Source organism: Streptomyces millisiae (assembly GCF_031845425.1).
Lineage (GTDB): Bacteria > Actinomycetota > Actinomycetes > Streptomycetales > Streptomycetaceae > Streptomyces > Streptomyces millisiae.
In genome coordinates this window covers 1-13,679 of sequence record NZ_JAVREM010000044.1, presented here as the reverse complement: position 1 = coordinate 13,679, position 13,679 = coordinate 1, and the positions used below count along the sequence as shown (strand labels likewise).

Genomic DNA, 13,679 nt, shown 5'->3' with positions numbered 1-13,679 from the left:
CGCGGGTTGCCTGGTCATGGTTGTCGGGGCCGTGCTCGGATTCGCGGTGTGGCTGTATGCGCCTCCTCCCGGGTATCGATGGGCCTTCGAGGGGGAGGGGCCGCGGGAGCCGTACTACGTGGATCTGCCGCTGCTGGTGTGCGGCCTTCCGCTGCTGGCCCTGTGCGTCTGGCTCGTGGCTCGCGCCGCGGTGGTTCGGGCCGGCTCGGACGGTGGGCTCCTGCCCTGCCCCCGGCCAACCAGCCCTCGGGCCCGCCGGCTCCCGACACCTCCGCCGCGAGGCCGTTGGTGGTGTGCCCGCCGTGGCGCGTCCGGGGACCCGCGCCTGCGGTGCGCCGCCCCCGGCGTTGACCTGCTCGTCGGCCTCGGAGCGGTGTCAGTGGGGCGTGCCATGCTCGGGACGTGGGATTCTTCGATGATCTTGTGCTGCCGGAGGAACCGGCCACCGAGCGGGCCGTGTTGGCGCGGCTGGCCGTCGCGGGAGAGGACGAGGGGCGGTACGCGCCTCCCGTCGACCGGTTCGCTCCGGCGTCGGTGTCGCAGCTCGACGTGGTCGGCGCTGGTGCGGAGAGCCGGGTGGTGCTGACGGGCTGGTCACTGTGGCCGCGGTCCCTCACCCTGCACCTGGCCGTCTTCCGCAAGGCACTGAGGGAAGGCAGCGACCCGCGGCGCCAGTCCGGGCTCCGGGTGGGACTGCGGTTCTCCGATGGCCGCCGGGTGACCTCGCTGGACGGCACGATCACGCGGCACGTCACCGTCACCGGGCCGCGAGGCCCGAGCGTGGCCGCGACGCCGCAGGCGATCGGGCTGATCCCGCTCGACCCGGGCCCGCAGCACTCCCGCAGGTCCCTCTTCAAGACCGACGTCGACCTCTATCTCGCGGAGCTCCCGCCGCCCGGGGAGACGCAGCTGGTGGTGGAGTGGCCGGACGAGGGGATAGCCGAGACCCACACGCCGGTCGACGGCGCGGCGCTGCGTGCCGCGGCACGTCGATCGATCGAGGTCTGGCCGGACCTCGAACCGCTTGAGGCGACGCCGCGGGCGGGCCTGCTCGCGACCCTGACACTGGGCGGCCCGCCGACCCTGCTGGCTCCGCCGCTGACCCGGGCACAGCGCGAGTGGCTGCGGCGGGAGGAGGAGGCTCGGCAGCGGTACCTGCCGCGGGCCGACTGGGAGCGCGTCCGCTACCGCGACTGGTCCGACACCGCGCTGATCCGTGCCCGGCTGGACGCGGGCGCTCCACCCGGGGCCGGTATCGGCCACCTCGGCGCCACCACCCCGCTGCACCGCGCGGCGGAGTGGGGCTCGCAGGAGGGCGTGCGGCTGCTCCTGGCGCACGGCGCGGCCGTCGACGCGCGCGACGCGCACGGGCACACCCCGCTGTGGTACGCCGCCTGCAGCCTGGACGAAGGCCGTGTCCGTGCGCTGCTCGACGCCGGGGCGGACGCGTGGACGCCGCAGTCGGACGTCTGGTCGCCGGGGCGCCTGCTGGCCACCACAGCCCTCGCCCCGCTCGTCACACACCTGCCCGGGGCACGGGAGCTGCCCGCGGAGGACGTCGCGGCCCTGCGGCGGGCGGACGCCCTCATCGCGGCCTTCGGCACCGAACCTCTGTGGACGGACGGGCTCGGCGTCGCGTTCGTGCGGGGCCTGAGCGAGGACGAACTGATCCGGCGGCTCGGCGCCGACCCCGACCGGTGCCCGATGGTGGATCCCGAGGACGCGCCCTTCGACCCGATGGACTACGACGAGTCCCTGCGGTACGTGGCGGTGAGAGCCGTGACCGGGGCCCCGGGCGGCTGTGTGGTGAGGCAGGAGGGATACCTGCCGAGCCGGGACGCCGTGCTGGAGGCGATCTCCACCGGGACCTCCGCCTACGGGGTGTACTTCAACCCCAAGGGTGGAAGGTTCGGCACCCTGGCGCGCGACGGCGAATCCGTCGCCCGCGACGAGATAGGTGGCGGGCCCCACAGGTCGGACCCGAGCGCCTACTGGCACTTCCGTTTCTGGCAGCCCCAAGGCGCGGGCCAAGGCACGTTTCCCTACGGCGCCGACATCCTGGCCTACGCCTGTGCCGCGGCCGGCCTGAGTATCGACGACGGCCGCCACGCGGTCGATCGCCGCGCCCCGGCCCGCTGGGTGGAACTGCCCCCGGAGCTTCGGCGACGATAACGCCCGGCACGGAGGCGAACCCTCACCCGGCGCCGCCAAAGGCCGCTTCCGCGCCACCGAAAGCCGCCACCGTGCCGGGTCGCCTCGCTCAGCCCAACGTGTCCATCACGGCAGTGACATACGCATCCAGCCGCTCCTCCACGACTCGCGTCGTCAGGTCGGTCCTGCCCGCCTCCCGCCATGCCCGCGCTATCGGCCGCACTTCCTCCGAGGCCGCCAGCCCGTCCCTGACCTGCCAGTACAGCCGCTCGCCCGCGGCCGCGGCCAGCACCCCGCCGGCCTCCTCATAGGCCGCGGGGAACCGGAGCCCCCACGCCGGGCCGTGCAGCAGCGCGAGATTGACGGAGCAGTGCGCCACGTCGAGATCCGCCGGGCCCCAGGAGGTCGCCGCCCAGTCGACGACGCCGGTGATCCGGGCATCTGCCGGCCTCGCGGACGGCACGTCGAACAGTACGTTGCCGGGGTGGAAGTCCCGGTGCAGGAACCGCCCTTCGTAGCGCGGCACCGGCTTGCGGATCACGTCGATCGCCGCGGCCCAGGCCGCCGCGTCGGCGCCCTCCGGAACGACGACGGTGTCGGCGGTCGTCAACGTCACGTACTTCCCTGGCCGTTCGGCGGGGCGCAACGCGTGGATCGCCACGAGCTGGCGGGCCAGCAGCGGGACACGCGCCTCCAACCCCGCGTCGTCCAGGACCATCTTGCCCGCCACATGGGTCATCAGGAGCGACGGGTACTCACAGTGCGCGGCGGTCGGATCGACCGCCACCAGTCCGGGCGCCGACACGCCGGTCCCCGGCAGCAGGGCGAGGGCGCCGGCCTCCCTGTGCAGCGCGTCCTCGGCGCGCTCCACGTGGAACGGGTCGACGAAGCTCCGCAGCACCAGTTCACGGGTACCTCCGTCCCGCCCGCCGATGGTCAACCGCCGCATTTCGGCAGTGGCGCCGCCGTGCAGCACCTCGGTCCCGACGATCCGCTCGCCGACGTCCAGCTGCCGGCTCACCCAGGCCAACGTCAACGGTCGGACAGCCGCCGCCTCACCGTGAATGGTCACCGGGTCACCTCATCATCCGCGCGGCGGCACGCGCGAGGGCTTTACCGGAGGCCCGCCGGGCCGGCCACCGTCACCGGGCACCACCGGGGCCGGTCGCCTCGGTGATGCGGGCGCGTAACTCCCGTGCCCCGGCGTGGCGGCGGTAGGGGGCGAGGGCACGGCCGACGGCGGTCAGCGCCGTCGTCGCACGATGAGACGCGGTGAACTCGTAATGGCCCAGGGCCTGCCGGCACTCGTCGAGCGCGGTCTCGAGCTCACCGAGGGCCAACAGCGTCCTGCTCAGGTGCGTGTGGGTGAGGACACGGGCGATGCGGTGGTTCGGCGGTCGTGCCGCCAGGGACTCCCGGAAGGCGGAGACGGCCTCGGCACGGTCGCCGAGCGCCAGCAGGACCTCCCCGCGCCGGTGGAGGAACGCGGCCAACGGATACCGCCTGAAGGGATCGGCGTCGCCCTGGTCGGCCGCCTCCAGGTGCCGTTCGGCGGCCAGCAGGTCGTCGAGCGCCGCCCGCCGTTCGCCGTCCACGGCCCGCACCGTCGCGCGCCCCGCGTACAGGCGGGCGAGCACGGCGGGCGGCACGGTGGGGCCCGCGCCCTCCAGCGCGCTCCGCGCCCACTGCCGCGCGTGCGGCACGTCGTCCAGCCGCAGCGCCAGCATCGACATGGCCCGCAGCGTGAGGGGGAAGACGTTCCGCTCTCCTGCCCGATGCGCCTGTTCCAGCGCGGACCAGTAGCAGTGGTACCCGAAGTTCGGCAGCCCCGCGTCGACCGCCATCCAGCCGAGCAGGTGCGTCAGGCGCGCGCTTCCGCCCAACAGCGAGAAGTCCTGCGCGTCCTGGTGGGAGGCGGCCAGGAGCCGGTAACGCACGTCGTCGGCGAGGTAGGCGCCCAGGGCGGAGCGCGCGTGAGCGCCGCCGTACTTCTCGGTCAGGTCCGTGAAGATGACGACCACGTCCGTGAGGCGCGGATCGTCCACGGGCCGCCCGCTTCCCCCGGTGGCGCCCCCTGGGCCGGTCGCCGGCGTGACCGGCGCCGGCCAGTCGGGCAGCCGGACGTCGGTGGCCGTGAACATCTGTCGGTTGAGGGCCAGCCGGCTCGCGGGGTCCGCGTCGGCGCGGCACAGCGCCGACAGGCGCTGGATGAAGTCGCCCGTGGTCAGCACGGTCTCGTGGGCGGGGCTCGCCACCGGGGTGAGCCCCGTCTCGCCGACGTGCACGACGCGCCCGATACGCCGGCCGAACGCCTGCGCCACGAGGCCGGGCACCGGGGGCCGCGGTCTCGACCCGTCCAGCCAGTGGGCGATCGCCGTCCGGTCGTAGCGCAGCCGCAGTCCGTACCTGACGCCGAGGGCGTTGACGGCGCGCGCCAGTTCGCCGGCCGTCCAGTCGGCCTCCGTGAGCAACGCGGCGAGGGAGCGATTCGGCTGGCGCCGGCCCATGGCAGCCTCCTGGTCCACCGCTCGGCCCTGGGACCGTGGCGTTCAACGCGTTCACGCCCTGACAGCCGAAAGCTCTTTAACCAGCGCCTTGCCCATGGTTGGTTGGAGGCATGCCCGGGGCGAGGGGAAGGGTCCGCCCCCCGTGCCGACGGCACATGCCGACCGCGGGCGCCGGGGCCGCGGAGCACCGCGGGGCGCGTGTGCCGGACGAGGCCGGTCGCCGACGTCCGCGACGCCCGGCAGCGAGATGGTCGGCCGCGCCCGGGAGCCGGCCGTCGCCAGCGTGACCGCGGGGACCGGCGACGTCACGCCAGGGCGGAGCCCGCCATCACCACGCCCCGAATTCGACACCGCTCCGCACGGCCCGTCCTCCCGCCCGTCACGAATGCCCCGGGAGAGGCCGCCCCAACGGGAGCGAGGCCCCCTTTCACCAACGCCAGGAGGGACGAATGTCACGCGCACCCGACCGAGGCGCGCCCAGTGCGCCGCCACCCGCCGTCGTGCACATGTTTCCCGGTCAGGGGGACTTCTCCGTCGCGCCCTTGGTGCGCGCCGTCCGCGCCCATCCCGTGGTGCGGGCGGCCGCCGCCGAGGTGTTCGCGCGGATCGACGAGGTGAGCGACGGATACGGGATCCCCGCGCTGGGACCGGCCCTGCTGGGGGACCGCCCGCCGAGCGGCCGGGAACTCGCCGCCGGGCCCGTGGGCACCCCGCAGGTCGCCCTGTTCGGCGCCTCCCTGACCGTCCATCGCGCGCTGTGCGCCGCCGGCGCGGCCCCCGAGCGGATGGTGGCCGTGAGCTTCGGCGAGATCGCCGCACTGACCGCGGCCGGCGTGTGGAGCCCGGCCGACGGCACGCACATCGCGTGCCGGCTCTCCCGCTACCTGCTCCACTGCGTTGGCGGCATGACGCTGCTGGCCGCGGGCGAGAGCGAGGCGAGACGGCTGATCGACACCGCCGGCAGCCGGCGAACCGTCGTGGCCTGCGTCAACGACCCGGACACCACCGTCCTCAGCGGCCCTTCCCTGGAACTACGCCAGGTGGAACGGTGCGCCGCCGACCGCGGAGTGGACGCCGCTCCGCTCCGCCTCTCCTTCACCTCCCACCACCCGTCCCTGACGGCCCAGGCCGAGGGGTTCACGGCGGCGATCCGCACCCTGACACCCCGGCCGGCCCACACCATGGTCCACTCGGCCGTCCACGGCGGCCCCTACGGCAAGACCGACGACCTCCACCAGGCGCTCGCCGACTGCCTGACCCGGCCCGCACGACTGCCCCAGGTGCTCGCCCAGGCCACGGACGCCGGCCCCGCGCTGCTGCTCGAAGCCGGCATCGGCGAGACGCTCACCCGCAGCGCCCGACGTGTCCTGTCCCAACGTGCCGGAGTCAGGGCCCACAGCCCGCTCGCCGACCCCGACTTCCCGTGGGACCGCCCGCGACGCCTGCCGCTGACCGACGCCCCACGCCAGGGAGCGAACACCTGATGCCGACCAGCACCCGTCACCCGACCACGTTGCCCGAGCCGCTCATCGATCCGCTGCGCGGCCACCGGGCGCGGCGCCTCACGGACGCCCTCCGCCCCACCGCCACCGCGCCCGACGCGGCACCCGACGGGACGAGCCGTAACCATCTGGCACACGGCCGGCTGGCCCGGCTGGCCGAGGTGCTGCCACCAGCCCACGACCTGCTGCGCGACGGTGAGTGGATGGCCGCGCTCAGCGCCTCCACCGCCGTGCTGGATCCCACCCTGTACATGACGGTGGTCAACCACTACGTCCTCTGCCTGGGCTCCGTCGTCGCCTCGACCGAACCGGGGCAGATCGGCGGCGACCTGGCGGAGACGGTGACCGCCCTGGAAAGCGGCCACCGCAAGGGTGTCTTCCTGGTGACCGAGGTCGGCGACGCCAACAGCCACCTGGCGATCCGCACCACCGCCGAGTTCGACCGGCGGCACGGAGTGTTCGTCCTGCGCACACCGGACGCCGGCGCCGCCAAGCTGTCGAGCGTTGGCGTCCCCGGGCGGCCGCAGTCGGCCGTGGTGTGTGCCCGGCTGATGGTCGACGGAACCTTCCACGGCGTCCATCCCTTCCTGGTCGACCTCTGCGACGAGCGGCGGACCGCCCCGGGCGTCACCGTGTCCGGCGCCCTCGAACTGGACGCCCTGCCACTGGAGTACGCGCTGGTGCGGTTCGACGGGGCACGCCTCCCCGCCGACCGCTGGCTGGGTGGCACGGCCCGGATCGACGCGGACGGCGTCCTCCGCGACCAGGAGCCCGGCGGCCCGGAGGCAGCTCTCCACCGCACGCTCGGAGTCGGCCGCCTGCTCTGGGCGACGGTGCCGACGGCGGCCGCGGCGACGGCCAGAACCGCCGCCGTGGCGGCGCTGCGTCACTCCCGGCACCGCCGCTCGCACAGCCGACTCGCCCCGGGAGTCCCGGTGCTGGACTACAGCACCCAGCAGCGGGCGCTGCTGGGCGCGTTGGCCGAGGCGTTCGCCCTGACCTGCGTCGCGCACACCGCGCTGGCCGCCTGGCGGCGCTCGGAGGACCTCAGGACGGACACCCCCGTCGCGGCTCCCGGGGCCGCCCGCGCGGCGGACACCGCGTTCACGCCCTGGGCCGCGGTCGACCGCCGGCTGTCGGCGCTCAAGGCACTGGCGACGGAGAGCGCGGCCCGGGTCACGGCCGAGTGCCGGCGGCGTTGCGGGGTGGCCGGCTACCTCGGCGTCAACCGTGTCAGCGGCTACGCCGGCCTCATGGAGTCGTTCAGGACAGCCGGCGGCGACAACCGGCTCATCTTCCTGGACGTCGGCCAGGCCGTGGCGGGGGAGGCCGACCCCGCCGCCGCGCACGACGACACCCGGGCCGCCGGCCCCGACCACCCCGCCTGGTGGCTGGAGACCGTGACCGAGCTGGAACGGCGGCTGGCGAACGGGCTCCGGGCGGTGCTCGACGCGTCCCGGCGGGACGGCCAGGACGGTCTCGACCTGTGGAACCCACTGCTGGAACGCGTCCGCCGGCTGGGCGAGGTCCACGCCCTGCGGCTGGCGGCACGATCGGTGACCGACATCGCCGCCCCCGCCGCGGAAAGCGACCCGCTACGCCGGCTGGCCGCGTTCCACGGCACGACGCAGGCGCTGCGACTGGCCGGCCCGCTCCAGTGGACCGGGGTGCTCTCCCCGGCGGAGGCGGCCGCCCTGGAGACGACGGCGGTCGACCAGTGCGCCCGACTCCGGCCACGGCTGGACGAGCTGACGGCGCTCCTCGCGCCGCCGAACGAACTCGCGCCCACCCCCCTGGCCGCCGAGGACTACGCGACCGCCCTCCGGGACACCCTCGACCGACGCGATGGAGGACACTCATGACCCAGGACCTCGAACCGGCTCCGACCCCGCCCCGCGTCGGCGTGCTCGGCATGGGCACCCACCTGCCCGCCCGGCGGCGAACCAACGACGAGGTCGCCCGCGCCGCGCGCGTGAGTCCCGACTGGATCACGCAACGCACCGGGGTGCGCAACCGGCACACGGCCGGACCCGAGGAAGCGGCCTCCGACCTGGCGGCCGCCGCCGTGCGCTCGGCCGTGGCGGCCGCGGGACTCGACATCGACCGGCTGGACCTCCTGATCCTGGCCACCTCGACCCCCGACGAACTCGGCCCGGCGACGGCCTGCCGCGTGCAGGCCCTCACCAAGGCGCGCAACGCCGTCGCCCTCGACGTCAGCGCCGCCTGCTCGGGCTGGCTGTTCGCCACCCGGGTCGCGCACGACTGGCTGCGCTCGGACAACGCCGCCCGGCACGCGGTCGTCGTGGGCGTCGAGGCGTACTCGAAGTTCCTCGACCCCACCGACCGGGGCACCGCCGTGCTGTTCGCCGACGGGGCCGCCGCCGCCGTGCTCGGCCCCGTCCCCGCCACCGAGGGCTTCGCCGACTTCCACCTCGGCTCGGACGGAGAACTCGCCGACCACGTGCTGATCCCCGCGGGCGGCAGCCGGGCCCCCGCCAGCCTCGACACGGTCACCGACGGCGGCCACACGATCCACATGGACGGCCGCGCCGTCCGGGACTTCATCGCCGAGATGTTCCCCGCCGTGCTCTCCGACAGCCTGGCCCGCAACCGGCTGCGCATGGCGGACATCGACGCCTTCGTCACCCACCAGCCCAACCCGAGGCTGCTGCGCTCGGCCGGCACCGCGGCGGGCATCCCACCCGACCGCCTGCCGATCGTCGCGGACGAGGTGGGCAACATCGGCGCCGCCTCGACCCCGTACACCCTGGCCGCGGCGGCCGTGGAGACCCCGCTGCGCCGCGGCGACCGGATCCTCCTCGCCACCTTCGGCGCCGGCATGACATGGGGCAGCGCCCTCCTCACCTGGAGCGGCGCCCCCGTCATCCGTACCGGCCCCACCACGTGAACCACACCCGACGAGAGGAGCAGACGTGAACAGCAGCACCACCCTCACCGCCGCCGACGCCTTCCGGCTCGACGGGGCCCGCGCCCTGGTGACCGGCGCGTCGCGCGGCATCGGACGTGCCGTCGCCCTCGCCCTCGCCGACGCCGGCGCGGACCTGGCGCTGTCCGCCCGCGGCGCGGACGCCCTGCGGCACACCGCTGGCGAGGTCGAGCGGCGGGGACGAACCGCCGTCCCGGTACCCGGAGACCTCGCGGAGCCCACCAGGGCCGGTGCCGTCGTCGACGAGGCGGCCGCGGCACTCGGCGGACTCGACGTGGTGGTCCACAACGCCGGCGTCCTGCCGAGCCAACCCGACGGCACACCACTGCTGGCCCCGCTGCACGGCGCCAGCCAGCAGGACTGGGACAGCGTGGTGACCGTCAACCTCAACGCCTCCGCCGCGCTCTGCCGCCACGCCCACCGGCACCTGGCCGCCTCCACGCGGGCCAGCGTGGTGCTGATGTCCTCCGTCGCCGGCGCCATGGGCGCCCCCCTGATGGAGGCCTACGCGGCGACCAAGGCGGCCCAGATCTCCCTGGCCCGCAGCCTGGCCGTCGGCTGGGCCCGCGAGGGTATCCGCGTCAACGCGCTGTGCCCGGGGTGGACCCGCACCGACATGACGGCGTTCGCGCACCAGACCGGCCCGCTCTCCGACTGGCTGATGGCGCACGTGCCGCTGGGCCGCTGGGCCGAGCCGGAGGAGGTCGCGTGGGCCGCGCTCTACCTCGCCTCGCCCGCGGCCGCCTACCTGACGGGCCAGGCACTGCTGCTGGACGGCGGAGTGTCGGTGCCCGACGGCGGTCTCGCCGGCGTCCCCAAGCCCGCCTCCCCCTTCGCCGAGGGGTGAGCGCGGGTGCCGACCACCCCGACCGGCCGGCTCCCCGGCACCGCCACCGTGTGCGGCATCGGCGCCTCCCTGCCCCCCGACGTGCTGAGCAACGACGACGTGGCTCGCGAGGGGGCGCTGGACGTCACCGACGAGTGGATCCGCGCCCGCACCGGCATCGCGCGCCGCCACCGGGCCGGCACCGGCGTCGCCACCGGCGACCTCGCCACCGCGGCCGGGCGGGCCGCGATCGAGTCGGCCGCCGGAACACCCCCCGACCTGGTGCTCGTGGCCACCACGACCCCGGACCGCCGCTGCCCCGCCACCGCCCCCGAGGTGGCCCACCGCCTCGGCCTGGGCACCGTCCCCGCCTTCGACCTGGCCGCCGTCTGCTCGGGCTTCGTGTACGCCCTCACCGTCGCCACCGGCCTGGTCAGGGCCGGGACGTGCGCCCGCCCCCTCGTCATCGGCGCCGAGACCTACTCGACCATCGTCGACCCCCGGGACCGGAACACCGCCATCCTCTTCGGTGACGGCGCCGGAGCGGTGCTGCTTCGCGGCGGAGAACCCACGGAACCGGGCGCGGTGCTCGCCACCGACCTGGGCGCCGACGGCTCGGGCGGTGACCTGATCTCCATCGCCGCCGGCGGTTCCCGCGCGCCGGCCACCACGGCGTCGGCGGCGCGCGACCACCGGTACCTGCGGATGCGTGGCCGCGAGGTCTACGCCCTCGCGGTGCGCCAGATGACACGGTCGTCACACGCCGTACTGCGCCAGGCCGGCTGGCCCGCCTCGTCGGTCGGCGCGTTCATCGGCCACCAGGCCAACCAACGCATCCTGGACGCGGTCGGAGAACGGCTCGGCATCGCGCCGCGCCACCGGTTCGGCAACATCCAGGACGTGGGCAACACAGCGGCGGCCTCCGTACCGCTGGCGCTGGCCGACACCGCCGCCCGTGGCCTCGTGCGCCCGGGCACCCGCACCCTGCTGACGGCCTTCGGCGGCGGATTGACCTGGGGAACCGTCGCCCTCGGCTGGCCGGCGGCAATCCCACGCACCGCACCCCCCAGCCCGCTCGCCGCCCGACCCGAACCACACCAGCGAAAGGAACCCTCATGGAGCCCGTCCACGACCACGTGACCACCGTCCTCACGGACAAGTTCGAGGTCGCCCCAGGCGACGTCCGCCCGGACGCGACGCTCACCGAACTGGGCCTCGACTCCCTCGGCGTCACCGAACTCGCCGTCACACTCCAGGAGCACTGGGGCGTCGAGGTGCCGGAGGACGCCTTCACCGGCGATTCGACGCTGCGGGACGTCGTCACACGGACGCGTGACCTGCTGGACGAAGCCGGGCGGCCCACGGCCCGGGACGGCGCGGAATGAGCCACCCCCACGCCGCCGGCGGGGGAGTGGCGGTCAGCGGCGTCGGCCTGGTGACGCCGGCCGGGGTCGGCGCCGAGGAGACCTGGCGCCGCGTCTGCTCAGGACTGCCCACCGCCGCCGAGGACCCCACGCTGGCCGGAGCGCCGATCACCGTCTCCTGCCGGGTCCACGGCTTCGATCCGCGGCGACACGTCGGCGGCACGCGCCCCTCGCGAAACGACCGCTTCACGCAGTTCGCCGTCGCGGCCGCCCGGGAGGCGATCCGGGACGCCGCACTCGACCCGCGGACGTGGGACGGCGCGCGGGTCGCCGTGGTCCTCGCCTCGGCGGCCGGCGGCGTCGCCACCTACGAGGAGCAGCACCGCAAGCTCCTGACCACCGGCCACCACACGGTCTCCCCCCTCACCCTGCCCTCGTTCCTGCCGAACATGGCCGCCGGCCAGCTCGCGATCGAGCTGGGCGCGCACGGCCCCGCCCTCCACACGGCCACCGCGTGCGCGTCCGGGGCGAGCGCGATCATCACGGCCGCCGGCCTCCTGGAGCGTGGCGCCTGCGACATCGTCGTGGCGGGCGGCAGCGACGCCATGGTCACCCCGCTGTGCGTGACCGGCTTCGCCCAGGCGGGGGCCCTGTCCCGGCGCTCGGACGATCCCGCGGGCGCCTCCCGCCCGTTCGACGCCGAACGAGACGGTTTCGTCCTCGCGGAGGGAGCCGGCGTGCTGGTGCTCGAACGGGCCGTCGACGCCGCCGCCCGCCGAGTGGCCGCCCGCGCGCTGCTCGTGGGTCACGGCTCGTCGACCGACGCCCACCACGCCGCCGCCCCGCGCCCGGACGGTCGCTGGCTGCGAGACGCCATCCAGCAGGCACTCGCCGGCGCTGGCGCCGCCCCGGCGGACGTGGACCACGTCAACGCGCACGGCACCGGCACCCGGCTCAACGACCGCACCGAGGCGGCCGTCCTGCGCGACCTCTTCCCCGCCGGCCCGTCGGTGACCTCGGCCAAGGGCGTCACCGGCCACACCATGGGCGCGGCCGGCGCCATCGAGGCCGCCCTCACCGTTCTGACCGTGCAGCGAGGCATCGTTCCCCCCACCGCCAACTTCCACCGGCCCGACGCCGACACCGCGGACGTCGACGTCGTCGACGACGTCGCGCGCCACCAACGAGTCGAGCTGGCGCTCAGCAACTCCTGCGGCTTCGGAGGCCACAACGCGGTGCTGGCCTTCGCCCCGGGACCCCGAGCCGGCGACGGACCCGCCCGCCCGAAGCCGTCACCCGACGGGCCGTGAGGGGGTGAACTCCGTTCCTCGGGTCGCGTCAGCGGGCGCGGCGTTCGGCGATCGCCGTGACCGCCAGGGCGACGGCGGTCAGCAGGGACAACAGTGCCCAGGCGAGGGTGAAGCCGCCGGTGAGGTCCACCAGGAGGCCGAGCAGGGGCGGCACCGCGATGATCGCGATCTGGTTGAGGGACATGGCCAGCCCCAGGGCGAAGCCGGTCATGCCGGGTGGGGCGGATTCGGTGACGTAGGCGACCCACGGGCCGTACCAGCCGAAGCCGAAGAACCCGAGCCAGACGAAGACGCCGGAGGCGACGACGGGCTCCCGCCCGGCCGGCGTCATCAGCGCGGCAAGACCGGCGATCACGGCGACCATGCAGACCAGGACGACGACATAGCGCCCGGCCAGGGTGCGGTCGCTCCACGCCGCCAGGCAGATCCGGCCGGCGACGCCCGCCCCCTGGGAGGCCACCAGGACCAGGGCCGCCTGGCCCGCGCCGACCGATGACGTCTCGTGCAGGTGGAGGACCGTCAGGACGCTCACCCCGTACTGCACCGAGATCAGGCTGGTCCCCGACAACGCGATCTCGACCGTGGACGGTTCACGGAGCATACGCAGCCGGGCACGGAGCTGTGCCGCGAGTGGCTCCGACGGCTTCCTGCCCTCCGGAACGGACGGTGCGGGCGGACGGCGGTAGCAGCTCATGAACAGCACGGCGCCCAGCAGTGCCACCAGGCCGCCGGTCAGCAGCGTCGCCCGCCAGCCCGACTCCCGCGCGACGAACGGGAGGACGGCCGAGGCCAGCGCGGCCCCGAGCGGCAGCCCGGCCTGCCGGACGCCCATCGCGAAGCCCCGCTGGGACCCGTCGAACCAGGACGCCACCGACTTGCTCCCACCCGGCTGAACGGTGCTGTATCCCGCGCCGACCACCAGCAGGGCGACCAGCAGGGTCGCATTGAAGTTGCCCCGGTTTGATGGACAACCTTTCGCTTTGGGACACTGGGTCCCGCAAGGAGGAGTTCATCGTGCCAAGGACGCGTCCGGCTTACCCGCCGGAGTTCCGTCGCCAGATAGTCGAGCTGG

At 75.0% G+C, this 13,679-nt stretch carries 10 protein-coding genes and 1 pseudogene; 8 read left to right on the top strand and 3 right to left on the bottom strand.

Translation table 11 applies throughout. The annotated features are described in order from the left end of the window. Window positions 1–402: 402 nt before the first annotated feature. Entirely contained in the window at window positions 403–2,172 is a 1,770-nt protein-coding gene (locus RNC47_RS25200; protein ID WP_311601865.1) for an ankyrin repeat domain-containing protein, read from the top strand. Between the two features lie 88 nt (window positions 2,173–2,260). Here RNC47_RS25200 and RNC47_RS25195 read toward each other — a convergent pair whose 3' ends face one another. Continuing rightward, complete coding sequence (locus tag RNC47_RS25195) at window positions 2,261–3,223, bottom strand: phosphotransferase family protein (RefSeq protein ID WP_311601864.1); 963 nt, start codon at window positions 3,221–3,223, stop codon at window positions 2,261–2,263. Between the two features lie 70 nt (window positions 3,224–3,293). Beyond that, complete coding sequence (locus tag RNC47_RS25190; protein WP_311601863.1) at window positions 3,294–4,658, bottom strand: tetratricopeptide repeat protein; 1,365 nt, start codon at window positions 4,656–4,658, stop codon at window positions 3,294–3,296. Between the two features lie 449 nt (window positions 4,659–5,107). On the opposite strand from RNC47_RS25190, the gene RNC47_RS25185 reads away from it, so the two are divergent. Genes RNC47_RS25185 through RNC47_RS25155 form a run of 7 tightly spaced genes read left to right on the top strand, consistent with a single transcriptional unit; the run spans window position 5,108 to window position 12,607 of the window. Beyond that, complete coding sequence (locus RNC47_RS25185) at window positions 5,108–6,142, top strand: acyltransferase domain-containing protein (protein WP_311601862.1); 1,035 nt, start codon at window positions 5,108–5,110, stop codon at window positions 6,140–6,142. Then, a complete protein-coding gene (locus RNC47_RS25180; protein WP_311601861.1) occupies window positions 6,142–8,022 on the top strand; it encodes an acyl-CoA dehydrogenase family protein in 1,881 nt (626 codons plus the stop codon). The genes RNC47_RS25185 and RNC47_RS25180 overlap by 1 nt, the downstream gene beginning before the upstream one ends. Further along, window positions 8,019–9,068, top strand: coding sequence for a 3-oxoacyl-ACP synthase III family protein (locus RNC47_RS25175; protein ID WP_311601860.1), 1,050 nt, complete (start codon window positions 8,019–8,021; stop codon window positions 9,066–9,068). The genes RNC47_RS25180 and RNC47_RS25175 overlap by 4 nt, the downstream gene beginning before the upstream one ends. Window positions 9,069–9,093: 25 nt before the next feature. Beyond that, complete coding sequence (locus RNC47_RS25170) at window positions 9,094–9,954, top strand: SDR family NAD(P)-dependent oxidoreductase (protein ID WP_311601859.1); 861 nt, start codon at window positions 9,094–9,096, stop codon at window positions 9,952–9,954. Window positions 9,955–9,960: 6 nt separating this feature from the next. Continuing rightward, window positions 9,961–11,073 carry a beta-ketoacyl-ACP synthase III gene (locus RNC47_RS25165; protein WP_311601858.1) on the top strand — a complete coding sequence of 371 codons (1,113 nt, stop codon included), beginning with the start codon at window positions 9,961–9,963 and terminating at the stop codon, window positions 11,071–11,073. Then, entirely contained in the window at window positions 11,049–11,318 is a 270-nt protein-coding gene (locus tag RNC47_RS25160; RefSeq protein WP_311601857.1) for an acyl carrier protein, read from the top strand. The genes RNC47_RS25165 and RNC47_RS25160 overlap by 25 nt, the downstream gene beginning before the upstream one ends. After that, window positions 11,315–12,607, top strand: a complete 1,293-nt coding sequence (locus tag RNC47_RS25155) for a beta-ketoacyl-[acyl-carrier-protein] synthase family protein (protein WP_311601856.1) — start codon at window positions 11,315–11,317, stop codon at window positions 12,605–12,607. Before RNC47_RS25160 ends, RNC47_RS25155 begins: the two co-directional genes overlap by 4 nt. A gap of 28 nt (window positions 12,608–12,635) precedes the next feature. On the opposite strand, the pseudogene RNC47_RS25150 reads toward RNC47_RS25155, so the two are convergent. Next, window positions 12,636–13,547: pseudogene (locus RNC47_RS25150) on the bottom strand (MFS transporter); the annotation flags it as partial. Window positions 13,548–13,679: the final 132 nt, after the last annotated feature.